The organism is Bradyrhizobium sp. UFLA05-108 (assembly GCF_059803455.1).
This window is the reverse complement of the sequence record NZ_JBANAZ010000001.1, coordinates 31,601-54,997: the sequence shown is the minus strand read 5'-3', so window position 1 is coordinate 54,997 and position 23,397 is coordinate 31,601. Positions and strand designations below refer to the sequence as shown.

At 64.5% G+C, this 23,397-nt stretch carries 17 protein-coding genes; 9 read left to right on the top strand and 8 right to left on the bottom strand.

All coding sequences use genetic code 11. The features are described 5' to 3' along the window. Nucleotides 1–26: 26 nt before the first annotated feature. From fahA to SO140_RS00210, 5 genes are all read right to left on the bottom strand, one after another. Entirely contained in the window at nt 27–1,298 is a 1,272-nt protein-coding gene (gene fahA / locus SO140_RS00230) for a fumarylacetoacetase (protein WP_449379759.1), read from the bottom strand. Between the two features lie 111 nt (nt 1,299–1,409). Beyond that, complete coding sequence (gene hmgA / locus SO140_RS00225; protein ID WP_449379758.1) at nt 1,410–2,756, bottom strand: homogentisate 1,2-dioxygenase; 1,347 nt, start codon at nt 2,754–2,756, stop codon at nt 1,410–1,412. Between the two features lie 2 nt (nt 2,757–2,758). Further along, on the bottom strand, nt 2,759–3,715 hold the full coding sequence (locus tag SO140_RS00220; protein ID WP_449379757.1) for an MBL fold metallo-hydrolase: 957 nt from the start codon (nt 3,713–3,715) through the stop codon (nt 2,759–2,761). 19 nt (nt 3,716–3,734) lie between these two features. After that, nucleotides 3,735–3,959 (bottom strand): DUF2783 domain-containing protein, encoded by a 225-nt coding sequence (locus SO140_RS00215; RefSeq protein WP_449379756.1) that lies wholly within the window; start codon nt 3,957–3,959, stop codon nt 3,735–3,737. An 11-nt stretch (nt 3,960–3,970) separates the two neighbouring features. Then, nucleotides 3,971–5,584 (bottom strand): FAD-dependent oxidoreductase, encoded by a 1,614-nt coding sequence (locus SO140_RS00210; protein WP_449379755.1) that lies wholly within the window; start codon nt 5,582–5,584, stop codon nt 3,971–3,973. Nucleotides 5,585–5,693: 109 nt separating this feature from the next. Between SO140_RS00210 and SO140_RS00205 the strand changes: the two genes are divergently transcribed. Continuing rightward, a complete protein-coding gene (locus SO140_RS00205; protein ID WP_449379754.1) occupies nt 5,694–6,236 on the top strand; it encodes a MarR family winged helix-turn-helix transcriptional regulator in 543 nt (180 codons plus the stop codon). Between the two features lie 108 nt (nt 6,237–6,344). On the opposite strand, the gene SO140_RS00200 is transcribed toward SO140_RS00205, so the two are convergent. Continuing rightward, nucleotides 6,345–6,851, bottom strand: coding sequence for an ATP-binding protein (locus tag SO140_RS00200; protein WP_449379753.1), 507 nt, complete (start codon nt 6,849–6,851; stop codon nt 6,345–6,347). Between the two features lie 261 nt (nt 6,852–7,112). After that, nucleotides 7,113–7,919 carry an N-acyl homoserine lactonase family protein gene (locus SO140_RS00195; RefSeq protein ID WP_449379752.1) on the bottom strand — a complete coding sequence of 269 codons (807 nt, stop codon included), beginning with the start codon at nt 7,917–7,919 and terminating at the stop codon, nt 7,113–7,115. Between the two features lie 351 nt (nt 7,920–8,270). Here SO140_RS00195 and SO140_RS00190 point away from each other — a divergent pair, with 351 nt between their 5' ends. The 4 genes from SO140_RS00190 to SO140_RS00175 all read left to right on the top strand — a co-directional run bounded on the left by SO140_RS00190 (nt 8,271) and on the right by SO140_RS00175 (nt 14,888). Next, nucleotides 8,271–9,842 (top strand): caspase family protein, encoded by a 1,572-nt coding sequence (locus SO140_RS00190; RefSeq protein WP_449379751.1) that lies wholly within the window; start codon nt 8,271–8,273, stop codon nt 9,840–9,842. Between the two features lie 121 nt (nt 9,843–9,963). Continuing rightward, nucleotides 9,964–10,638 (top strand): OmpA family protein, encoded by a 675-nt coding sequence (locus tag SO140_RS00185; RefSeq protein WP_449379750.1) that lies wholly within the window; start codon nt 9,964–9,966, stop codon nt 10,636–10,638. A gap of 156 nt (nt 10,639–10,794) precedes the next feature. Continuing rightward, entirely contained in the window at nt 10,795–11,724 is a 930-nt protein-coding gene (locus tag SO140_RS00180) for an efflux RND transporter periplasmic adaptor subunit (RefSeq protein ID WP_449379749.1), read from the top strand. Continuing rightward, a complete protein-coding gene (locus SO140_RS00175) occupies nt 11,724–14,888 on the top strand; it encodes an efflux RND transporter permease subunit (protein ID WP_449379748.1) in 3,165 nt (1,054 codons plus the stop codon). The genes SO140_RS00180 and SO140_RS00175 overlap by 1 nt, the downstream gene beginning before the upstream one ends. Before the next feature lie 13 nt (nt 14,889–14,901). On the opposite strand, the gene SO140_RS00170 is transcribed toward SO140_RS00175, so the two are convergent. Next, on the bottom strand, nt 14,902–15,576 hold the full coding sequence (locus SO140_RS00170; RefSeq protein WP_449379747.1) for a Crp/Fnr family transcriptional regulator: 675 nt from the start codon (nt 15,574–15,576) through the stop codon (nt 14,902–14,904). A 275-nt stretch (nt 15,577–15,851) separates the two neighbouring features. Between SO140_RS00170 and SO140_RS00165 the strand changes: the two genes are divergently transcribed. The 4 genes from SO140_RS00165 (at nt 15,852) to SO140_RS00150 (ending at nt 23,370) form a co-directional block, all read left to right on the top strand. Then, entirely contained in the window at nt 15,852–17,897 is a 2,046-nt protein-coding gene (locus SO140_RS00165; RefSeq protein WP_474802277.1) for an AsmA family protein, read from the top strand. 220 nt (nt 17,898–18,117) lie between these two features. Then, nucleotides 18,118–20,565, top strand: coding sequence for an adenylate/guanylate cyclase domain-containing protein (locus tag SO140_RS00160; RefSeq protein WP_449379745.1), 2,448 nt, complete (start codon nt 18,118–18,120; stop codon nt 20,563–20,565). Nucleotides 20,566–20,896: 331 nt separating this feature from the next. Continuing rightward, a complete protein-coding gene (locus tag SO140_RS00155) occupies nt 20,897–21,154 on the top strand; it encodes a hypothetical protein (RefSeq protein WP_449379744.1) in 258 nt (85 codons plus the stop codon). Further along, on the top strand, nt 21,145–23,370 hold the full coding sequence (locus SO140_RS00150) for a beta strand repeat-containing protein (protein WP_449379743.1): 2,226 nt from the start codon (nt 21,145–21,147) through the stop codon (nt 23,368–23,370). Before SO140_RS00155 ends, SO140_RS00150 begins: the two co-directional genes overlap by 10 nt. Nucleotides 23,371–23,397 lie beyond the last annotated feature (27 nt).

Sequence of the window (23,397 nt, the reverse complement as noted above, 5' to 3'; positions counted from 1 at the left end):
CCCACCCTACAATTCGTGGCGCCGTCCTATTCCGCCGGAAGAATCGTCCCCTCGACCTCGCCGAAGCCGACGCGGTAGCCGTCGCCCTGGCACCAGCCGCGCATCACGAGGCTGTCGCCATCCTCCAGGAACGAACGTTTGGTGCCGCCGGGCAATTCCACGGGCTCGGTGCCATTCCAGGAAATCTCCAGCAGGCTGCCGCGCTGGTTCTTCTCCGGCCCTGATATCGTGCCGCTCCCCAGGAGATCGCCGACATTCATCGCGCAGCCTGAGGAGGCGTGGTGCATCAATTGCTGGACCGAGGACCAGTACATGTACTTGAAATTGGTGCGGCTGATGCTGGCGGGCGCGTTCGTGCCGGCGGCGCGCAAGGAGACGTCGAGCTCGACATCATAGTTCTGCGGCCGGGCTTGCGCGAGATAATCGAGTGGCGCCGGGCTCTGCTCGGGACCTTTAGTGCGGAACGGCTCCAGCGCCTCGCGCGTCACCACCCACGGGCTGATCGAGGTCGCGAAGGCCTTTGCGAGGAACGGGCCGAGCGGCACATATTCCCATTGCTGGATGTCGCGGGCGCTCCAGTCGTTGAGCAGCACGAAGCCGAAAATCATCTCCTCGGCCTGTTGCTCGCTGAGCATGCCGCCCATCGGCGACGGCTGTCCGATGACGACGCCCATCTCCAGTTCGAAATCGAGCCGCTTGCAGGCTGCGAAGCTCGGTACCTCGACATTCGGCGGCTTCAACTGCCCCCGCGGCCGCCTCACCTTGGTGCCGCTGACGACGACGGTCGAGGCGCGTCCGTTATAGCCGATCGGCATGTAGAGCCAGTTCGGCTGCAGCGCGTTGTCCTTGCCGCGGAACATCACGCCGACATTGGTGGCGTGCTCCTTCGACGAGTAGAAATCGGTGTAGCCGGAAACCGCGAATGGCAGATGCAGCCGCACGTCGCGCATCGGCAGCAGAGCCTGCTTGCGCAGCTCCTCGTTGTCGCGCAGCTCCGGATGGTCGTGGCGGAGCAGCTCACTGATCCGCGCCCGCGTCTTTGCCCAGACTTTTGGCCCCAGCGCCATGAACGGATTGAGCGACGGCGCCGAGAACACGCCGAGCGGGCCGACATCCAGGCGGGAGTCCTGCTCGAGCTCCCAGAGGTCGAGCACGTAGTCGCCGATCGCAACGCCGACGCGCGGCGCCGGATAGGCCGCGGTCGAGAACACACCATAGGGGAGGTTCTGGATCGGGAAGTCGGAGGAGGGATCGACGTCGATGAAGGAGCGGAGGCTGGGGTCGTTGGGGTGGGGCACTCATTTCTCCAATCGGAAAATCGTCGTGCCCGGGCTTGACCCGGGCATCCATCACCTCGAAGAGTGATGGATCGCCGGGTCAAGCCCGGCGATGACGAGCAAAACAAATCATCACAGCCTGTTCGGATCGAAGCGCTTCTCCAGGCCTTTCCAGCAATCGGCATAATCGTCCTGCAACATCGACGACTTCGCGGCATGCGCGGTGACGCGCTGGGGGTAGCGGGTCTCGAACATGAAGGCGAGCGTGCCGGTGAGCTTGACCGGCTTGAGCTCGCCGTTGCTGGCGTGATCGAAGGCGTCGCGGTCGGGGCCGTGCGGCAGCATGCAATTGTGGAGCGAGATACCGCCCGGCACAAACCCTTGCGGCTTGGCATCGTAGACGCCGTACACCAGCCCCATGAACTCGCTCATGATGTTCATGTGATACCAGGGCGGCCGGAAGGTGTTGTCCGCGACCATCCAGCGTTCCGGAAAGATGACGAAGTCGATATTCGCCGTGCCCGCCGTCTCCGACGGCGAGGTCAGCACCGTGAAGATCGAGGGATCGGGATGGTCGAAGGCGATCGCGCCGACCGGCGAGAAGGTGCGCAAATCGTATTTGTACGGCGCGTAATTGCCGTGCCAGGCGACCACGTCGATCGGCGAATGGGCTAGCTGCGTCTTGAACAGCGAGCCGCCCCATTTGACGTAGAGCTCGGTCGGCGTGTCCTTGTCTTCGTAGCAGGCGACCGGCGTCAGGAAGTCGCGCGCATTGGCAAGGCAATTGGCGCCGATCGGCCCACGCTCGGGCAGCGTGAAGGCGCCGCCATAGTTTTCGCAGAGGTACCCGCGGGCCGGACCGTTCGGAATCTCCACGCGGAATTTTACGCCGCGCGGGATCACCACGATCTCGCCGGGCTCGGCGTCGATGCGGCCGAACTCGGTGACGAGACGAAGATTGCCCTGCTGGAGCACGAACATCAGCTCGCCGTCGGCATTGTAGAAATGCTGGTCCACCATCGATTTGGTGATGAGGTAGACGTGCGCGGCCATGCCGGCCTGCGTATTGACGTCGCCGGCTGTCGTCATGGTCTGCACGCCCCCAAGGAACGTCACCTCCTCCTGCGGGATCGGCGTCGGGTCCCAGCGCAATTGCGCGATCGGCAGGTCGTATTCATGACACGGCGCCGAGCGCCACAGTCCGGCGTCGACTTTCTCAAAGCGTCCCGAATGCTTGACTGACGGGCGGATGCGATAGAGCCAGGAGCGCTCATTGGTGCCGCGCGGCGCGGTGAAGGGCGAGCCTGACAATTGCTCGGCGTAGAGCCCATAGGCGCAGCGCTGCGGCGAGTTGCGCCCCATCGGCAGCGCGCCCGGCAGCGCCTCCGTTTCAAAGCTGTTGCCGAAGCCGGACATGTAGCCCGGCGTGACCTGGGCCGTGCTGCGAACGATCTGGTCAGGCGAGGTATTGACGTTCATGACTATCCTCCTCCTTGCAAGGCAGCCCACATCTCCTGGTCGCGCTTGTCGGTCCAGATCACGGGGTCGTCGATCCCGGACGCCTCGTCAAAGGCGCGCGACACGTTGAACGGCAGGCAGTGCTCGTAGATGGCAAAGCTCGAAAACTTGGGATCCATCACCTCGCGCGCTGCCGCCATCGTCTCCTTCAGCGTGCGGCCCTTGGCGACGGAGATTTCCGCCGCGCCATAGAGCGTGGTGACGAAGTCGCGTGTCATCGCGATCGCTTCGCGCGCGGTGGTGGTGCCTTTCAGCGCATCGCCGCGGCCCGGCGCGATCGCCTTGGGATTGAAGTTGCGGATCTCGGTCAGCGTCAGCGGCCATTCGCGCAAATGCGCGTCGCCGCAATAACAGGCCGAGTGGTATTCGATGAGATCGCCGGAGAACATCACCTCGGCATCCGGCACCCAGGCGACGATGTCGCCGGAGGTATGGCCGGCCCCGAGCTGCAGCAGCCGCACCTCGCGCTTGCCGAGATAGAGCGACATCTCGCCTTCGAAGGTGAGCGTCGGCCAGGTCAGCCCGGGAATGCTCTGCGCATCCTGGAATAGACGAGGAAATCGACCATACTCGGAATCCCAGTCCTGCTTGCCGCGCTCCTCGATCAGCCGATAGGTCTCCTGTGAGGCGACGATACCTTGCGCCTTGTAGGCGGATGCGCCGAGCACGCGCACGGCGTGATAATGCGACAGCACGACGTATTTGATCGGCTTGTCGGTGACCGTGCGCACGCGCTCGATCACCTTGTTCGCCATCGCCGGCGTTGCCTGCGCGTCGAACACCAGACAGCCGTCCTCACCGACGATGACGGCGGAGTTCGGATCGCCCTCGGCGGTGAAGGCATAGAGATCGGGACCGATCTCGGAGAAGGTGACCTTCTTCTCCGCGAGATCGCCGGTGGATGCGAAGTTCTTCGCCATCAGTTCGTTCCTTGCACGGTTATTGTTGTTGCTGTTGCTGCTGCTGGCCATCGACCATGCGGCGCCTGGCGAGCACGATCGCTTCCTTGAGCACCTCGATGTCGCCGATATGGTTGGCGAGGATCAGGACCAGAGCGGCATCAAAGTCTGCACTCTGCTCCTCCGTCAGACCGCGATGCGCCTCGACGATGGCGCGGAAGGCGTCATCAGGCCGCGCGAAGTTCGAGCTGGTGGAGAGAGCCATTCGCAAAACCTTCAATTCAAGCCTTGAGCGCGCGACAATGCCGCTGCGATTTTCGCTTGCGTTGGATGGCGGAATCGCGCTGCGACGTAGCCGTCGGGCCGCAGCAGATAGGCCGTGTCAGGCTCGGCGTCGTAGCGCTTCGCCAAGAGCCCGTCGGGGTCGATCAGTCCGTTCTCGCGGCCGATACGGATGTCCTTCAAGCCGTCGGGCAGCTCGATGGCCGCATCATTGCCAAACCCGAGCACGGCAAATCCCGTTCCACCCTTGCGGAACATATCGGTCAGATACGCGCCCTCGCCCGCACGCGTCGTGATCGGCGCATCCAGCATGGAACAGCCGGGACGCGGACCACCGCTCCACGGCTCCGCGTCGGCGGAGGACAGCGGCGAGTCATAGCTGCAAGGCACCGAGAGCCGACCGCCATTGACCATGCGCTTGCCGAACTCGGTTTCCTTCGCCAGCGACAGCACCGCCTTGCGCAGCCGCGCCTCCTGATGCGAGTTCGGCGCCATGAAATCCGTCGAGCGGGTCGATTCGCGGATGTTCTCGTCCGCCGCCATGCTGCGTTCGACGTGGTAGCTCTCGAGCAAGGTCACCGGCGATTGGCCGCGCAGCACCCGATCGAGCTTCCAGGACAGATTCTCTGCGTCCTCAAGCCCCGAATTGGCGCCGCGCGCGCCGAAGGGCGAGACCTGGTGCGCGGAGTCGCCGGCGAAGATCACGCGGCCATGGATGAAGCGATCCATACGCCGGCACTGGAATTTGTAAAGCGAGATCCATTCGAAATCGAACTGGTCGTGCCCAAGCATGCGCGCAATCCGCGGCCGCACGTTTTCCGGCTTCTTCTCGACGCTGGGGTCGGCATAGCGATTGAGCTGGAGGTCGATGCGCCAGACGTCGTCAGGCTGCTTGTGCAAGAGCGCCGAGCGCCCGGCATGAAACGGCGGATCGAACCAGAACCAGCGTTCGGTCGGGAATTCTGCGGTCATCTTGACGTCGGCGATCAGGAATTGATCCTCGAACACCTGGCCGGCGAATTCCGCACCGACCATCTGCCGCAGCGAGGAGCGCGCGCCGTCGCAGGCGACGACGTACTGCGCGGAGATGCGATAGGCGCCTTCGGGCGTCTCGATCGTCAGCACGGCGGAATCGTTGCGCTGCTCGAGCGCCGTCACCTTGTTGCGCCAGCGCAGGTCGATCTCCGACAGATCCCTAATGCGATCGACGAGATAGGCTTCGGCGTAATATTGCTGGAGGTTGATGAAGGCGGGCCGCTTGTGCCCCTCCTCCGGCAAGAGGTTGAACTGGTAGAGCTGGGACTCGCCGTGGAAGATCCTGCCGACGCTCCACACCACGCCCTTCTCGACCATGCGGTCGCCGACGCCGAGCCGATCCCAATATTCCAGCGAGCGTTTTGAAAAGCAGATCGCACGCGAGCCCTCGCCGATGCGATCCGCGTCATCCAGCAGCACCACGCGCTGGCCGCGCTGCGCCAGATCGATCGCAAGCGACAGCCCAACCGGCCCGGCACCCACGACCACGGTCGCGTGCTCGGCCGGAGTCTGGTCGGGGCGATCCTGGTCGGGGTGGCGGCGATAGCCGAACTGGGTTTTTGCCTGCGCCATGCGCTAACCTTTCGCTCTGGTCAGGAGGGGACTTATCTGCTAGATAGTCTCACGTGCAACTATCTTGGACCGGCGACCGCCGTCCGTCAACTGGCATTCGGAGCGATTTTTGACGAGGACATTGGGCGATACCGCGCTGAAGGCGAAGGAAGCGGAAGAGGCATCGCCGAAGCCCAAGGCGCGGCTCGATCTGTTCAAGTTCGTGCCGTTCCGCCTCAACCGGCTGGCGGCGGAGGTGAGCTCCGCGCTTGCGGTCGAGTACCAGGAGCAGCACGGGCTCGACATTCCGGCCTGGCGCGTGCTTGCCACGCTGGGCTTCCGCAACGACGCCTGTAGCGCGCAGTTCATCTCGCAATGCACCCGCACGCACAAATCCACGATCAGCCGCGCGGTCACTGCGCTGCTGCATGACGCCCTGATCGAGCGCGTCGAGAACGAAGCCGACCGCCGCGAATTCCGCCTGCAGCTCACGAAGAAGGGTCGCGCGCTCTATGAAGAGCTGTTCCCGCAATTGTTGCGGCGGGAGGACGAAATCCTCAGCTGCCTTTCCACGCAAGAGCGCAAGCAATTGTCGGCGCTGCTCGGCAAGATCGAGCAGAGTCTGGATCTGATCCAGACCAGCGAAGAGGCGGATGCCAAGCAGGCGTATTAGTACTCGTAAGCATGGGCGAAATCGCTCGGCACCTCGCTGAGATCTGCTGTCCGTGAGCGAACCCGGTTCGTCCGCAACGATCCCGGCGCTTTTGCCCCCGCCGCATTGTCAATTTCCCAGACGCTCGCAAACGTAACTAACGCTCTCTTCGATCGAAATCTTCGATGTGTCCAACAATTCGAATCCGCCCGCCTCGGCCTCGCGTCGAAGAAATTTTGCCCAATTCATCATCTCTGCATTGGCCAAATCCGGTTGGTTGCGCTCGCTACAAAGGCGATGCGTTCGGGTCGCATCGTCACAATGCACCAGCACTATGCGAGCCCGCGCAATTCCAGCAATTGCCAGCCCCTCCTTTATGAACGACAGGCGCATCTGGCCTTCAAACAGGATAGGATGAGCGTCAGGTTCGTTCGCGATCCGAACCAGCCACTCAATGGTCATCGCGCGCTGCCAACCGCCTCCGGACCCCCACCCCGCTAACCGTTCCTCTGGTGACGGCACACCAATGCTATCGAACAGGAACACGCGAGCCAGTTCGGGATGTTGCTGCTGTATCCTGTCTGCAATCGTCGTCTTGCCCGAGCCCGATGCACCTGTAAGGATGACTAGCCCCATAGTCGACTCACGCGCGACGACACTGCGCAATCATCGTTCGGCGCCATCATCGCCTTCTCTAAGTCCGCACGCATGGCAGTACCGTATTATACTCGACCGATTTACACAACTTACGCTTGCAACCCCAACTGGGGCCCGCATCCTTCGTGACGGCCGCTGCGCGGCCTCCTCAGGATGGGGGATTGAGAGCGGGGTTTCGCTCCCTCACCTCTTCATTCCGGGGCGCGACGAAGTCGCGAGCCCCGGAATGACGGAGATACATCACTTCACAAACGACCGCGTCGGCGGCAGATGCAGCGCCCAGGCATCGACCTTGTCGCTGGCGCGCGGATAGAGCTCGGTGACGAGTGGATCATGTCCGGGGATGAAGCGATCTGGATGACCGGCGAGGCGCTCGATCGTTTCCCAGCCTGCGGCCATGTCGCCGACATTGTAGACGATCGGGAACGGGCTGCGCCGCTGCAGATTGGCGTAGTAATGCGCGGCGTCGGAGGCGAGCACCACAGGCCCGCGCGCCGTCTCGACCCTGACGACCTGCAAGCCGTCGGAATGGCCGCCAACGCGGTGCACGGTCACGCCGGGCGCGACCTCGCCATCGCCCGCATAGAACGTGACGCGCTCGCCATAGACATGGCGCACCATCTGCGTGACGTGCTCGACCGAGAACGGATGTCGCAATAAGCCGTTGCATATGCAGCGGCCTGTCGCGTAAGCCATCTCGCGCTCCTGCAGATGGAAGCGCGCGTTCGGGAAGCGATCGAGATTGCCGGCGTGGTCGTAATGCAGATGCGTCACGATGATGTCGGCAATGGCTGATGCCTTGACGCCAAAGCGCTCCAGCGCGTCGACCGGATTGAGCGTCAGCTTGCGGGCGCGCAAGGACGCTTCCTCGGCGTTGAAGCCGGTATCGACGAGGATGTCGCGGCCCTGCCCTCGGATCAGCCAGACGAAATAGTCAAGATCCTGCGCGGCGCTCTCATGCGGGTCCGGCGACAGGAAGTTCATGTGGGGGGTGCGGGGCGACATCGTCGCGTAGCGCAGCGCGTAGACTTCGTAGAGGTTTCCCATGGTTGCACTTTTTTCGTTGAGGGGAGCCTGAAGATCACCAAGCCACCGCCGGACGCAAAGGTCAAACGCGCCTCGCGTGCGGCCGAGATGTGAGACCGATCACATTTTTGTCGCGATGGCTGCGCTAAGAGATATATCCGCCGGACCCTCCCCCTCCGATCGAGCAATGCCGTGACAGCCGCTTTGGCCCCTCCATCTTTCCCCAGCGTCGCGGTCAATTGTCGCGATAATGCCGTGTCTCCAAGCGGTTGACGCCCCCACCCCCCGGTTTGATAATGCAAATTGCGTAAGTTAAGGTCGCCGCGGCGCAAAGCTTGCGAACGGCGCCTTTTTGGCTGGACCGCGCTCGTTATGAAGATTCGCTTTCTTTCGCTTCTGCTCCCGATGTTCTGGGTCGTCCTGACCGCGCCATCCTTTGCCGCCGGCGACCGCTATGCGCTGGTCATCGGCAATGCCAAATACCCGGATGCCGACAGCCCGCTGAAGGAGCCGATCAACGACGCACGCGACGTCGCCGACGAGCTCAAGCATGACGGATTTACCGTCGATGTCGGCGAGAACCTGACCGGCGACGGCATGCGCCGCGCCTTCGACAAGCTCTATGGCAAGGTCAAGCCCGGCGCGGTCGTGCTGGTGTTCTACAGTGGCTTCGGCATCCAGTCGGCACGCCAGAGCTACATGATCCCGGTCGACGCCCAGATCTGGACCGAGTCCGACGTGCGCCGCGACGGCTTCAGCATCGAGACCGTGCTCGGCGAGATCAACACCCGCGGCGCGGGCGTCAAGATCGCGCTGATCGATGCCTCCCGGCGCAACCCGTTCGAGCGTCGGTTCCGCAGCTTCTCCGCGGGCCTCGCCCCCGTGATCGCGCCGAACGGCACGCTGGTGATGTATTCGGCGGCGTTGAGCTCGGTGACCTCGGATGCCGGTGGTGACCGCAGCCTGTTCGTCCAGGAGCTTTTGAAGGAAATCCGCGTCCCCGACCTGATGGCGGAGGAAACGCTGAACCGCACCAAGATGGGCGTCACCCGTGCCTCGCGCAACGAGCAGGTGCCGTGGATCTCGTCCTCGCTGGCCGAGGATTTCTCCTTCATTCCCGGCGCCGGCGGATCGCGGCCGACCGCCACGGCGCAGCCGCCGAACCCACCCGCGCCCACGCCGCCGGTGGTTGCCAACAACCCGCCGCCTGCGCCGACGCCTGCACAAACTCCGGCACAAACTCCCGCTGCCCCGGCACCGCCCGCCCCGCCGAAGCCGCAGGTCGAAGCAAATGTCGCTCCGCCTCCCGCTCCCGCGCCGGCTCCTGCGCCGTCACCGAAGCCGCAGGTTGAGGCGGCTATTCCCCCGCCGCAGCCGCCGGCGAAGCCGGCCGACGCCGGCACCAGCCCCAATACCGGCGACACCGGACCGAGCCAGGCCACGCTGGCCGACGATCCGACCATCAAGGGCCTGACCGCCAAGATTGCGGCCAACCCCGACGACGTGAACGCGCTGTACCGGCGGGGCCAGGTCTATGCCAGCAAGGGCGCCTATAACCTTGCGATCAAGGATTTCGACGATACGATCCGGATCAATCCCAAGGACGTCGAGGCCCTGAACAACCGTTGCTGGACCCGCACCGTGATCGGCGACCTCCAGGGCGCGCTGAAGGATTGCAACGAGGCCCTGCGGCTGCGCCCGAACTTCGTCGATGCGCTCGACAGCCGGGGCCTGGTCAACCTGAAATCCGGCGCGGTGAAGAACGCCATCGCGGATTTCGATGCGGCGCTGAAGATCAACCCGCGCCTGACCTCATCGCTTTATGGACGGGGCCTTGCCAAGCAGCGCAACGGCTCGGCCCCAGAAGGCGCGCTGGACATTGCGAACGCCAAGGCGATGGATCCGAACATCGTCCAGGAGTTTGCAAGCTACGGAGTCCGTTGATATTTTTTTGAGATTCGAGGCGCGGCCTCGAACCCCCGAGAGCCCCGCGGAGACCAAGGGAAGGATGCCGCAAGGGCTCTTCCGGGCTCGTTGCAGGAATTTTTTGCAGGAGGGACTGGCAATGAGATTGGCTGCAAAGGGTGTGACCGCGATCCTCTCGATCCTCACGATCGGCGCCGCACTGACGCTGCCGCTATCGAGCGCATTCGCTGGCGACGACAAGGACACCAATAACAACGTCACCGAGGACCAGATCGTCCGGGCGCTGGCGCCGCCGAAGAAGCCCCTGACCCGTGGCCTCTCGATCGGACCGCAAACCACCGATCCAGCGCCGAGCGCCGCCGAGACCAAATTGCTCCAGAGCGTGCGGGGCCGCGCCACGCGCTCGCTCTCAGTGGCCGAACGCGAGGAAATCGCAACCGCCGCCAAGGACAAGCCGAATATCGATCTCGAGATCACCTTCGACTACAACTCAGCCAACATCAGTGCCAAGTCGATGCCATCCGTGCAGGCGCTCGGCCGCGCGCTGACCAATCCCGACCTCAAGGGCTCGACCTTCGTCGTCGCCGGCCACACCGACGCCGCCGGCGGCGAGGCCTATAACCAGGACCTGTCGGAGCGCCGCGCGGACGCGATCAAGCGCTACCTCATCGACAAGTACAGCATTTCCGCAGGTGATCTCGTCACCGTCGGCTATGGCAAGAGCAAGCTGAAGGATCCGAGCCAGCCGATGGCGGAGGTCAATCGCCGGGTGCAGGTCGTCAATATGGAAAACAAGACTACTGCGGCCAAATAACCCCGACACGTTGTGCAAGTGACCGGTCGTGTGGTGTAAGTTCGTGCGTCCGACGCGCGTCCCGCAGCCTTGCGGGACGCAGCTTCGTTTCGGGGAAACTCTTTCAGTGGCAGGCCGCGAGCCGGCGACAGCGAGCCAGGCCAGGATGATCCGGCGATGAACATCACCGAATATATCAAGCCCGCGGGAACCGCGGCGTTCATCGTTGTGCTCGGCGTCGGCTATTACTGGTTCGAGAACCGCCATCGCCCGGAGGTGAAGGAAACACCCGGAGACGCCGTCGTGGTCGTGACGAAATCGACCAATGCCTGCTTTTCCGATCTGGTGCGCGTGACCGGCTTTTTCGTGCCGCGCCGCGAGGCCGTGGTGACCGTCGACCAGGAAGGGTCGCGCGTCACCGACCTCTTCGTCGCCGAAGGCGCCACGGTCACTGAGAACCAGGAACTGGCGCGATTGAGCCCGCCCCCGCAGATGCCAGGACAGCCGGCACGGCCGGGACCGCAAGGACCGATCTCGCTCAAGGCGCCTGCCGCGGGCCTCGTCACCGAAGTCCGCACCGTCGTCGGTGCCCCGGCCTCGCCGCAGGCGGGTCCGATGTTCCGCATTGCCGTGGGCGGTGAGATCGAGCTCGATGCGCAGGTGCCGGCCGTGCATATGACCAAGCTCAATCCCGGCGCCACGGTGCGGATCAGCAGGGACGATGCTCCCGACCTGATCGGGCGCGTCCGGCTGGTCTCACCCGAGATCGACCGCGCCACGCAGCTCGGCCACGTCCGGATCAGCGTTGCCAACAATCCGTCACTGAGGGTCGGCATGTTCGCCCGCGCCTCCATCGACGCCAAGCGGAGCTGCGGCGTTGCGGTTCCCAAAACCGCCATTGACCATCTCACCGTCCAGGTGGTCAAAGGGAACACGGTCGAGACGCGACGGGTGCGGGTCGGGCTGACGTCCGACACCGCAACGGAAATCCTGGAAGGTCTCGACGTCGGCGAAATCGTCGTGGCCGACGCCGGCTCTTCGCTCCATGACGGCGACCAGATCAAGACCGTCTTCGCCGATGAACTCGATCGATCGCGAGTACGCTGATGGCTCTCAATATCTCGGCATGGTCGATCCGCAATCCGCTGCCGTCGGTCGTCTTCTCCATCATTCTCCTGATCCTGGGCTGGGTGTCCTTCACCAAGCTCGCGGTGACGCGATTGCCTTCGGCCGACATCCCCGTGATCTCGGTCGCGGTGTCGCAATTCGGCGCAGCTCCCGCCGAGCTTGAATCCCAGGTCACGAAGACGGTTGAAGACGCGGTCTCCGGCGTCGAGGGCGTGCGACACATCACTTCGCAGATCACCGACGGCCTGTCGGTGACCACGATCCAGTTCGCGCTCGAAACCAACACCGACCGCGCGCTGAACGACGTCAAGGACGCGGTCACGCGGGTGCGCTCCAACCTGCCGCAGAACGTCACCGAGCCCTTGATCCAGCGCGTCGACGTCATCGGCCTGCCGATCGTCACCTATGCCGCGATCTCGCCCGGCAAGACACCAGAACAGCTCTCCTATTTCGTCGACGACGTGGTCAAACGCGCGCTGCAGGGCGTGCGCGGCGTCGCCCAGGTCGAGCGCATCGGCGGTGTCGAGCGCGAGATTCTGGTCTCGCTCGATCCCGACCGGTTACAGGCCATGGGGCTGACGGCCGTCAATGTCAGCCAGAGCCTGCGCGGCACCAATGTCGACGTCGCCGGTGGCCGCGCCGAGATCGGCAAGAACGACCAGGCGATCCGGACACTGGCCGGCGCCAAGACGCTGAGCGATCTGGCCGGCACCATGATCCCGCTGTTCGGCGGCGGCGAGGTCCGGCTCGACGATCTCGGCACCGTCACCGACACCATCGCCGACCGCCGCACCTTCGCCCGCTTCAACGGCGAGCCGGTCGTCGCCCTCGGCATCAAGCGCTCCAAGGGCGCCAGCGACGTGGTGGTGGCCGCCGCCGTGCAGAAGCGCATCGATGCGCTCAAGATCGCCTATCCCGACGTCGACCTGAAATTGATCGACACCTCGGTCGAATATACCAAGGGCAATTACGAGGCGGCGATCTCGACCCTGTTCGAGGGTGCGATCCTTGCCGTCATCATCGTGCTGCTGTTCCTGCGCGACCTGCGCGCCACCATCATCGCCGCGATCTCGCTGCCGCTGTCGATCTTCCCGGCCTTCTGGGCGATGGACCTGCTCGGCTTCTCGCTCAACCTCGTCAGCTTCCTCGCCATCACGCTGTCGACCGGTATTCTGGTCGACGACGCCATCGTCGAGATCGAGAACATCGTGCGGCACATGAACATGGGCAAGTCGCCCTACCGTGCCGCGCTGGAAGCTGCCGACGAGATCGGGCTCGCGGTCATCGCGATCTCGTTGACGATCATCGCGATCTTTGCCCCCGCGAGCTTCATGTCCGGCATCGCCGGGCAGTTCTTCAAGCAGTTCGGCATCACCGTCTCGGTACAGGTGTTCTTCTCGCTGCTTGCCGCGCGCTTCGTCACCCCGATGCTGGCCGCCTATTTCCTCAAGCATCACAATCACCAGGAGCCGCCACCCGGCCGCGTGCTGCGCACCTACCACAAGATCGTGGCATGGTCGGTGAAGCACTATTTCATCACCGTGCTGATCGGCTTCGGCATTTTCGCTGCCTCGATCTGGAGCATCACGCTGTTGCCGCAGGGCTTCCTGCCGGCGCAGGACAGCGCACGATCGCTGCTTGCGATCGAGCTGCCGCCGGGCACCCAGCTCTCCTATACCGAGAAGGTCACCGAGGACATCGTCGCGCGCCTGCGCCAGCGGCCCGAGGTCAAGAGCATATTCGTCGACGGCGGCCGAGTCCCGCCGGGCACGCAGGAGGTCCGGCGCGCCTCCCTGATTATCAACTATACACCGAAGCGCGACCGCAAGATCACCCAGCGCGAGCTGGAATCCTCGATCAGCCAGGAGCTCGAGAGCATCCCCGACATCCGCTTCTGGTTCCTCGACGAGAACGGCCTGCGCGCAATCTCGCTGGTCGTCACCGGCGTCGACGCCAACATCGTCAACAACGTCGCGAGCGAGCTTGCGACGCAGATGAAGCGGATCCCGACCATCTCCGACGTGATCTCGGAAACCGCGCTCGAACGGCCCGAGCTGCGTATCGAGCCCCGCGCCGAGCTTGCGGCGCGGCTCGGCGTCTCGACCGAAATCCTGTCGCAGACCATCCGCGTCGCGACCATCGGCGACGTCGGACCTGCGCTCGCGAAGTTCGACGTCGGCGACCGGCTGGTGCCGATCCGCGTTCAGCTCGAAGATGCCGCGCGTGGCAATCTGAAAACGCTCGAACAGTTGCGGGTGCCGCTCGGCGAGCATGGCGAGAAGGGCGGCGTGCCACTCTCGGTCATCGCCGACGTCAAGCTCGACCAGGGTCCGACCACCATCAACCGCTATGACCGGGAACGCCAGGCGACCGTCGCCGCCGACCTCGTCGGCCACGCCGCCCTCGGCGATGCCACCAAGAAGATCTACGAGCTGCCGGTGATGAAGAGCCTGCCGAAGGGCGTGAGGGTCAGCCCGTCCGGCGACGCCGAAAGCCTGAACGAGCTGTCGGATGGCTTTGCCACCGCGATCACCGCCGGCCTGTTGATGGTCTACGCCGTGCTGGTGCTGCTGTTCGGCACCTTCCTGCAGCCGATCACCATCTTGTTCTCGCTGCCGCTGTCGATCGGCGGCGCGATCGCGGCGCTGCTCGTGACCGGCAAGCAACTGACCACGCCGGTGTGGATCGGGATTTTGATGCTGATGGGCATCGTGACCAAGAACGCGATCATGCTGGTCGAATTCGCGATCGAAGCGATCCACGCGGGCAAGCCGCGCGACGAAGCCATGATCGACGCCGGCATGAAGCGCGCCCGCCCGATCGTGATGACCACGATCGCAATGGTCGCCGGCATGATGCCGAGCGCGCTCGCGGTCGGCGCCGGCGGCGAGTTCCGCTCGCCGATGGCGCTCGCGGTGATCGGCGGCCTGATCTTCTCGACCGTGCTGTCGCTGGTCTTCGTGCCCGCGATGTTCATGGTGATGGACGACATCGGCGCGCTGATCTGGCGCTTCGGCAAGCGACTGATCGTGCACAGCGCCGATACGGACGCCGACGAGCACCATGCTGCGCCGACGGCTGCGGCTGCGCCTACTCAAGCGACGCCGGTGCCGAAGAGCATTGTGCATCCGGCCGCGGAGTAGGTGTTACCTACCCCTATTCATTCCGCGCGATCGACGTCAGCTTGGGCATGTTCTTGAGCAGGATCCGACCGCGCTGCAGGTCGAGGATCGCTTCCTTGCGCCAGGCCTGGAGCTGACGGTTGACGCTTTCGCGGGCGGCGCCGACGAAGATGCCGAGCTGCTCCTGCGAAATATGCACCTCCGAGCCGAAATCGGCGGCGAGCGCGCAGAGCCTGCGGGCAAGCCGCACCGGCAGAGGCTGGAGCATGGATTCTTCCATGCGCTCGCTCTGCCAGCGGATGCGCTGGCAGAGCAGCATGATGATCTTGATCGCGACCTTCGGCTCGCGCTCCAGGAAGGTGAGGAAGTCCTCGCGCCGCAGCACGAACAACTCGCTGGCCTCGCCCGCGGTTGCATCCGCGGTGCGGTCCTGGCCGTCGAGCACGGCGACCTCGCCGAACAGGTCTCCCGGTCCCATGAAATTCAGCGTCAGCCGACTGCCGTCGGAGGCACCGGTTTCGATCCGGACCTGGCCGCGGCGGACGCCGAACAGCGCATCGCCGGGGTCGCCCTTCTGGAACAGCACTTCGCCATTCGCCAGATGCTGGGTGTGGCAGAGATTGGACAAGCGCTGAAGTTCGTCCGCACCGAGGTCGGCGAACATCGCATTCATTTTCAGAATGACCGCAAATTCGGCCTGTTTGCTCATTGCAATTCCCTTTTTCAGATTTCTTGGTAGTCCCCCTGGCAAATCCCCCTCGGCAATCCCTTGGCAAACCCTTGGCAATTCCCTTGGAACCATCAACATCAGATTTCGCGGAAAACCCGCGGAGGGAAGTGTGTCATAAGTCACATAACTTTGCAGCACCCCCTGTTTATTTTTGGCAGCTTGGAGCGGTTTCCCCTCCCGGGATAGACTGACGGGCAACGGACGGGTTATCGGCCCGGCCGGGTTCGACGCCGCTATCCGTTTGGAAAGTCGACATGAGAGCAGTGAAATTCGCCGGCGCTGCGGTCGCCGCCGTCATCATCGTCATCGCGCTTCTACTGGTGATCGGGGTCCCCTCCGGATTCCTGACCTCGGCGATTACCTCGCGGGTGGAAAGCGCGACCGGCTACCGCCTGACGATCGCCGGCAACACGAAGGTCAGCCTGTGGCCGACGCTGAACGTGACGCTGAGCGACCTCACGCTCCAGGATCCGAAGGACCGCACCGGCATCAGCCGCCTCACCGTCGATAGCGTTCAGGCCGACATGTCGCTGGCGAGCGTGTGGTCGGGCCATCCGAGGATCGGCGATCTCCTCGTCACCCATCCCGTACTCTACCAGCCGCTGCTGCGCGAGCGCATGCCGAACGCGGCCGCGGCATCGAAGCCGGCGGTGCCGCTGGCCGCCGGTGACGTCAGCATCGATCGCATCAAGGTCACCGACGGTGAAGTGGCGTTCTCGGTCGCGCGCGACCGTGTCGAGAGCCGGCTCAGCGCGATCAATGCGGACGCGACCGTGAATGCCGATCGCAAGGTCAACTTCAAGGGCACGGCGCGGGCTGGCGATCACGGGATCAAGTTCGACATCAAGGCCGTGGTGCCCACGGCGCCGGTCGAGCGGCAGACGATTCCGCTCGACTTCGCCGTCGACGCGCCGAGCCTGCTGCAATCGCAGCTCGGCGGCCACGCCGAGGCGCGGCTGAACGGCTCAATCGTGATGATCAACGGCATCACCGGCACGCTCGGCGATGGCGCGTTCAACGGCTGGGCCTCGGTCGACATCGCCAGCAAACCGCTGCTCAAGCTCGATCTCGACTTCCAGCGGCTCGACATTCCCCTGTCGAAATCCGCCGACGGTGCCGCCGGTCAACCCTGGAGCGATGCGCCGATCAGCGTCTCCGGACTCAACTATGTCGACGCGCAGATGAGGGTCTCGGCGACCGAGGCCAATATCGGCGAAGCACGTTTTGCGCCTCTCGCGGTTGATGCAAAGCTCGCCGGCGGCGTGCTGAAGGCCGGCACGACCGATCTCGGCGCCTATGGCGGCCAGGTCTCCGGCGAGGTGATTTTGGATGCGACCGGCGGTGCGCCGAACTTTGCCATGCATTCCGACCTCGTCGGCGTGCGCGCATTGCCGCTGCTCAAGGGGCTCGCCGATTTCGACCGGCTCGACGGCAAGCTGCAGGCAAAGATCGCGGTGCGCTCCGCAGGCACCAGCCAGCGCGCGCTGATGGCGAACATGCAGGGCACGGTGTTCGCCAACTTCCAGGACGGCGCCATCCGCGGCATCAATGTCGCGCAGATGATCCGATCGCTAACCACGTCCACCTTGTCCGGCTGGCAGGACAGCCAGGAGCAGAGCACGGATCTGACGCAGCTCTCTGCCTCCTTCCGCATCGACAAGGGCCAGGCGGTGACGACCGATCTCAACCTGATCGGCCCGCTGGTGCGCGTGACCGGCGCCGGCACGATCGCGCTCGACACCAAGATGATGGGTTTTCGCGTCGAACCGAAACTGGTGATGACCACCGAGGGCCAGGGCCGCACCTCCGATCCCGTCGGCTTCGGCATTCCCGTGATGATCGAGGGCTCCTGGTCGCAGCCGAAAATCTATCCGGACATGGCGGGCGTGCTCGACAATCCGGAGGCGGCCTACGCAAAGCTGCGCGAAATGGGCAAGGGCCTGTTTGGTCCCGATGGCGCCGGACTCGGCAACATCCTGGGCAGCTTCGGTCTCGGCGGCACTGCGCCAAGCGGAAACAATGCCGGCAATGCCAATCCTCAAGGCCAGCCGTCGCAAAACAATCCGCTCGGCGGCGCGCTGGGCGAGGCGATCGGCAATCTGATCCAGCAGGGCCTGTCCGGCGCCGCCCCCGGGACCAGCACCGGCCGCAGCCGCGGCCTGCCCGGAACGCCGGCGCATCCGGCGCCGCAAGCCTCGCCGACGCCGCCGGCCCAGAACACCCCGCCCGACAATCCGCCCGCCGAGCAGCAAGACAGCCAGCCGATGAATGACGTGCTGCGTCAGTTGTTTAACCGGTAGTTTTTGCAACAGCGGGTGTTCCTTTGGGCAGCCTTTGCCGGGGTACTGCCCTCCCCCGCAACGGGGGGCGGGAACGGAAAGAGCTGGGTTGCAGCGACAATTAATCTCCTGTTCGGCCAGCGCCTTATCCCATATCCGGCAGGCTTGGGCGGCTGTGCAGGCGGAACTGTGCTAGAACGGCCGGCAGCCCCTGCATCGGCCGTGGCGCGTGAGGATCTGGATGGCGGGAGCGAAAGACAAGACCTGGTTTTTCCGCGAGGGCCTGTTCGCCAAATATGTCGCGTCCCTCGTCGGCCTCGTCGTGTTCGTGCTCGCGGTCAATGGCGCGATGGAGACCTGGATCTCTTATCGCGCCACCAGGACAAGTCTGACCGACGGCCTCGAGGAGAAGGCGCAGGCCGTCTCCAAGCGCATCGAGCAATCGATGTTCGATCTCGAGCGCCAGATCAGCTGGGTGACGCGCGCCTCGCAGGACACCATCGAGAAACGCCGCGCCGACTATGTCCAGCTCCTGAACCAGGTTTCGGCCGTGAGCAGGCTCACCCAACTCGACGGCGAGGGCCAGGTGGTGCAGCGCGTGTCGCGCGCCGCGGTCTCCAGCGGCAGCAGCACGGACTACGCGCGCGACATGCGCTTCACCGACGCCGTCGCCCGCGGCACCAGTTACGCACCGGCTCATTTCGTCGACCAGGAGCCGTTCATGTCGATCTCGGTCGCTCATTCCGGCTTCAAGCCCGGCGTCACGCTCGCCGAGGTCGACCTCGGCTTCATCGCCGACTTCCTGTCCGACGCCCAGGTCGGCAAGGTTGCGTTTGCCTATGTGGTCGATCCGCATGGCAGGGTGCTGGCGACATCGTCGAAGGGGCCCGAAGTCGCCGCCGACCTTTCGAAGCTGCCACAGGTCGCAGCCGCGATCGCCTCCGATCGCGACGGTGCGTCCTCCGGCACCGACTTCAACGGCCACGCGGTGCTGACGGCCACAAGCGAAGTGCCAAAGCTCGGCTGGACGGTGCTGTTCGAGCAGCCGACTGCGCAGGCGCTGACGCCGATCCGCGACCAGCTGGTGCGGGTCGCGCTCCTGATCGGCATGGGCCTGCTGGTCGCGATCCTTGCCGGCACGCTGCTGGCGCGGCGCATGCTCATCCCGATCACCGCGCTCAGCGCCGGCGCGCATCGGCTTGGCGAGGGCGATTTCAGCCACCGCATCGACGTGCGCACCTCCGACGAGCTGGAGGGACTGGCAAATCAGTTCAACAGCATGGCGAACCAGATCCAGGAGACCTATTCGAGCCTGGAAACCAAAGTTGAAGAGCGCACGCGCGACCTCGCACAGTCGATCAACGAGCTCAAAGTGCTGGAAGAGGTCGGCCGCGCCGTCGCCTCCTCGCTCGATCTCGATGCCGTGCTGCCGACGATCGCAGCGCGCGCGCTCGAGATCACCCAGGCCGATGCGGTCTTGATCTACGGTTACGATGCCGAGAAACACCAGTTCAACCTGGTCGAGGCCAATGGCATCGACAAGTCGGCCGACGGCGCGCACGTCACCATCGACGAGGGCGCGAGCCTGCTCAGCGATGCCGCAAGGAGCGGCGAGCCGATCGCGCTTCCCGATCTCGATGAGGCGACCGGGCAGCCATTGCGCGACGTCGCCGTCAACGCCGGCTTCCATTCCGTGCTCGTGGTGCCATTGGTCGACCAGCAGGGCACGCTCGGCTCGCTGGTGGTCTTGCGTCGCGCGAGCGGCGAGTTCGCAAGCAGCCTCACCGGATTGATGCGCACCTTCGCGCACCAGGCGGAGCTGGCGATGCGCAATGCGCGCCTCTTCACCGAGGTCGACCACAAGGGCCGCGAGCTTGCGGCTGCCCATGAGACGGTGCAGCAGCAAGCTGCGAAGCTTCAGGAGCAGACCGAGCAGCTGCGCAACTGGAACCGCTCGCTGGAGGAGCGCGTCGAGAAGCAGCTCGGCGAGATCGGCCGCATCAAGCGCCTCGAACGCTTCCTCGCCCCGCAGGTCGCGCAGCTCATCGCCTCCTCGGACGGCCACGATGCGCTGCTCGACAGCCACCGCCGCGAGGTCACCGTCGTATTCTGCGATCTGCGCGGCTTCACTTCATTCACCGAAGCGACCGAGCCGGAAGAGGCGATGAACGTGCTGCGGGAATACCACGCAGCGCTCGGCGAATTGATCCATCGCTACGAGGGCACGCTCGACCGCTTCGCCGGCGACGGCGTGATGATCCTGTTCAACGCACCGATTCAATTCGCCGACCACACCAAGCGCGCGGTGAAGATGGCGGTCGAGATGCGCGATGCGGTCGGCAAGCTGACCGAGAAATGGAAGAACCGCGGCCATTCGCTCGGCTTCGGCGTCGGCGTCGCGCTCGGCTATGCCACGCTCGGCCAGATCGGCTTCGAGCAGCGACTGGAATATGCCGCGATCGGCAGCGTCACCAACCTCGCCTCGCGCCTGTGCGACGAGGCCAAGGCCGGCCAGATCGTGGTCGCGCGGCGCGTCTACGGCATCGTCGAGCCATGGGTCGAAGCCCGCCCGCTCGACGATCTCCAGCTCAAGGGTTTCAATCACCCCGTGCTCGCAATGGAGATCCTGAGCTGGCGCGAGGAAGTCGACAATGTCGTGGATGCGTCGGCGGCGCGGCGGAGGATGTGAGCTATTGCGGCTCCCTCGGCCGTGAGGAGCGCCAGATCGTCTCCAGGGTCGTCCTGGCGAAGGCCAGGACGACGACTAGATACCTTGAAGCTGCCGGACGACTATCGCGTCCATGGCGAGGACATCGTCGCGGTGTCGTGCGGAGACGCAGCCGGGCATTCTTCCCTGGCGCCCGCCGGCGTCCGGGCAAATCAATTCGTGTCGGAAGTCCACAGCCGGCTGATCAATCGTCATCCCGTCGTCATGCACTCCCGCTACGGCTCGCGGCCGCAACCAACATCATGCGCTGACGCCGTCCGGCGTCGATTTTTCCGGGACACAGGGAGGGATCATGGCTTCGTTCACCGTGGCGAGCGGCGTGACAGACACGAAAGCGAAAACCGTCGGCAATGGCGACATCGGCACGATTGCCGCCGGCGGCACGCTATCCGACACCACCGACATCACCTGGACCGGCGGCACGACCGAAATCGACAATTTCGGAATCATCAGCGCAACGACCCGGGGCATCGACACCGGCAAGAATTCGCTCACCGGGGCAGCAGCCTCACCTTCAACAATGCGAGCGGCGCCGAGCTCGTGTCGCTAACCAATGACGGCATTCGCATCAACACCGATATCGCTCCCGCCGCCGACGGCCATGCGGGATCAGTCACCGTCAACAATTCCGGCGTCATCGTCTCCGGCAGCTACAGCGGCGGCACGATCAGCGGCACCGCCAGCGGCCAGGCGCTCGATTTCGACAATCTCAAATCCGCGATCGTCACCATCAACAATTACGCCGGGGGACTGATCGGCGCAGCCGACGCCGACGCCATCCGGCCCGGCGCGCACGCCACGATCAACAATTGGGGCGCGATCGTCGCGCAGAACGGCGCCGGCGACAGCGGCAACGACGGCATCGATTTCCAGTCGAATGCGGGCGGCGGCATCGTCAACAACTTTGCTGGCGGTACCATCGACGGCGCCCGCCACGGCATCACGGGCGAGCAGCCGATCACCGTCTACAACGAGGGCACGATCACCGGGCATCTCGGTAGCGGCATCAACATGGACACGCCGAGCCTCTCGATGACGTACGTGACCAATCACGGCACGATCGTCGGCACCGGCGGCTATCTCGGCGGCGATCCGTCGCAGGCCGTGGACGGCGACGGTATCGACGTGGACGGCCTTTTGACGCTCGACAATTTCGGCACCATCCAGGCGACCGGCGTGCATGTCGTCGAGTCGGACGGAACGGTCGATCTCCAGGAGGCCGTCACCATCGGCGGCGGCACGATCATCAATGAGATCGGCGGCGTCATCACCAGCTTCGAGCGCGCGATCACCGTCAACGACAGCGACGGCGCCGGCGGACCCAACGGCAGCAACGGCAGCAACGGCGGCAATGGCTGGGCGCCCACGACGATCCAGAATTGGGGCCTCATCCACGGCGGGAATGGCGAAGCGATCTCCATCACGGACACGTTCGCCGATACCATCACCAATCACGGCACGATCGAGGGCAGTGTCGCGCTTGGCGGCGGCGACGATGTGCTCAATGACTACACGGGGTCGACCTTCACCGCGACGATCGACGGTGGCGACGGCACCGATACGTTCAACCTGCTCGGCACGGGCTCCGGCACGCTGGCGCATGCGGTGAACTTCGAGGTGCTCGACGTACAAGGCGGCAACTGGTCCGTCACCGACGCGGAAAGCTTCTCGTCCGGCATCACGGTGGCGCATGGCGCGGAACTTGCGGTCGCCGACGGCGGCTCGCTGACGGGCAACGTCACCGACAACGGCAAATTCGCCGTCGAGCATTCGGACCTGTTCCAGTTCAACGCCGTGATCTCCGGCGGCGGCGCCTTCGACCAGGCCGGTGCCGGCACCACCGTGCTCACGCAAACGAACAGCTACAGCGGCGGCACCACGCTGCATGCCGGCACGCTGGAGCTCGCGGCGCTGGATGCCGCGGGCACCGGCGCGATCACCTTCGAGGACGGCGCGCAGACGCTGAAGATCGACCAGGCAGCGCTCCGCCACGGCCATCTCGACAATACGATCGAAGGCTTTGCCGTCGGCGATACCATCGATCTTGCCGGCATCGGCAAGGCGACGCATGCGACGCTATCGGCCGACAATGTGCTCACCATCACCGGCGGCAACGCGGGGACGATCACACTCCAGCTCGACGCACATGCCTATGCGTCGGGGCTGAATTTCCAGCTCGCCTCCGACGGCAACGGGGGCACCAACGTCACCGTCGTTTCGGACAATCTGGTCGAGGGAACGGATGGCAACAATCTGCTCGTCGCACGACTGTTCAGCCCGGTCGGCAGCTTCCTCGACGGCAAGGGCGGCAATGACGTCCTTATCGGCGGACAGCACTCCGACGTGCTCAATGGCGGCGGCGGCAACGATCTGCTCTATGGCGGCCGGGGCGCGGACCAGTTCCGCTTCAACGGCACCGACCAGACGGCTGGCCAGCACGCCACCGACGCGGTGTTCGACCTGAACTTTAGCAAGGGCGACAGCCTCGTGCTCTACGACTACGAGGCCGGCACATTCGCCTCGACTGGCACGCACCCCGCAACCGTGCTCGACACCGGCGAGGGCGCTGGATCCGGCGCGGTGGTGAACTCGATGGCGGCGCTGGTCGACCTCGTCAAGGATTCCGCCGATGTTTCCGCCCATCGCGGCGGCGCCAACGACCTCGTGCTCGATATCAGCCAGAGCAATGGCAGTCATGAGACGATCGTGCTCGATCATCAATGGCAGGCCTACGCGCTGGCCTCGGGCGGGCACTTCTTCAGCTGAGCAAGAGAGCTGTGATACGGAGAGCGC

Bases quoted from the DNA above. Each gene is read 5' to 3' on its own strand.
- SO140_RS00155 (WP_449379744.1), top strand. From the start codon at position 20,897: ATGGCTTCGTTCACCGTGGCGAGCGGCGTGACAGACACGAAAGCGAAA.
- SO140_RS00180 (WP_449379749.1), top strand. From the start codon at position 10,795: ATGAACATCACCGAATATATCAAGCCCGCGGGAACCGCGGCGTTCATC.
- SO140_RS00165 (WP_474802277.1), top strand. From the start codon at position 15,852: ATGAGAGCAGTGAAATTCGCCGGCGCTGCGGTCGCCGCCGTCATCATC.
- SO140_RS00185 (WP_449379750.1), top strand. From the start codon at position 9,964: ATGAGATTGGCTGCAAAGGGTGTGACCGCGATCCTCTCGATCCTCACG.
- SO140_RS00200 (WP_449379753.1), bottom strand. From the start codon at position 6,851: ATGGGGCTAGTCATCCTTACAGGTGCATCGGGCTCGGGCAAGACGACG.
- hmgA (WP_449379758.1), bottom strand. From the start codon at position 2,756: ATGAACGTCAATACCTCGCCTGACCAGATCGTTCGCAGCACGGCCCAG.
- SO140_RS00175 (WP_449379748.1), top strand. From the start codon at position 11,724: ATGGCTCTCAATATCTCGGCATGGTCGATCCGCAATCCGCTGCCGTCG.
- SO140_RS00170 (WP_449379747.1), bottom strand. From the start codon at position 15,576: ATGAGCAAACAGGCCGAATTTGCGGTCATTCTGAAAATGAATGCGATG.
- SO140_RS00220 (WP_449379757.1), bottom strand. From the start codon at position 3,715: ATGGCGAAGAACTTCGCATCCACCGGCGATCTCGCGGAGAAGAAGGTC.
- SO140_RS00210 (WP_449379755.1), bottom strand. From the start codon at position 5,584: ATGGCGCAGGCAAAAACCCAGTTCGGCTATCGCCGCCACCCCGACCAG.
- SO140_RS00160 (WP_449379745.1), top strand. From the start codon at position 18,118: ATGGCGGGAGCGAAAGACAAGACCTGGTTTTTCCGCGAGGGCCTGTTC.
- SO140_RS00195 (WP_449379752.1), bottom strand. From the start codon at position 7,919: ATGGGAAACCTCTACGAAGTCTACGCGCTGCGCTACGCGACGATGTCG.
- SO140_RS00190 (WP_449379751.1), top strand. From the start codon at position 8,271: ATGAAGATTCGCTTTCTTTCGCTTCTGCTCCCGATGTTCTGGGTCGTC.
- SO140_RS00215 (WP_449379756.1), bottom strand. From the start codon at position 3,959: ATGGCTCTCTCCACCAGCTCGAACTTCGCGCGGCCTGATGACGCCTTC.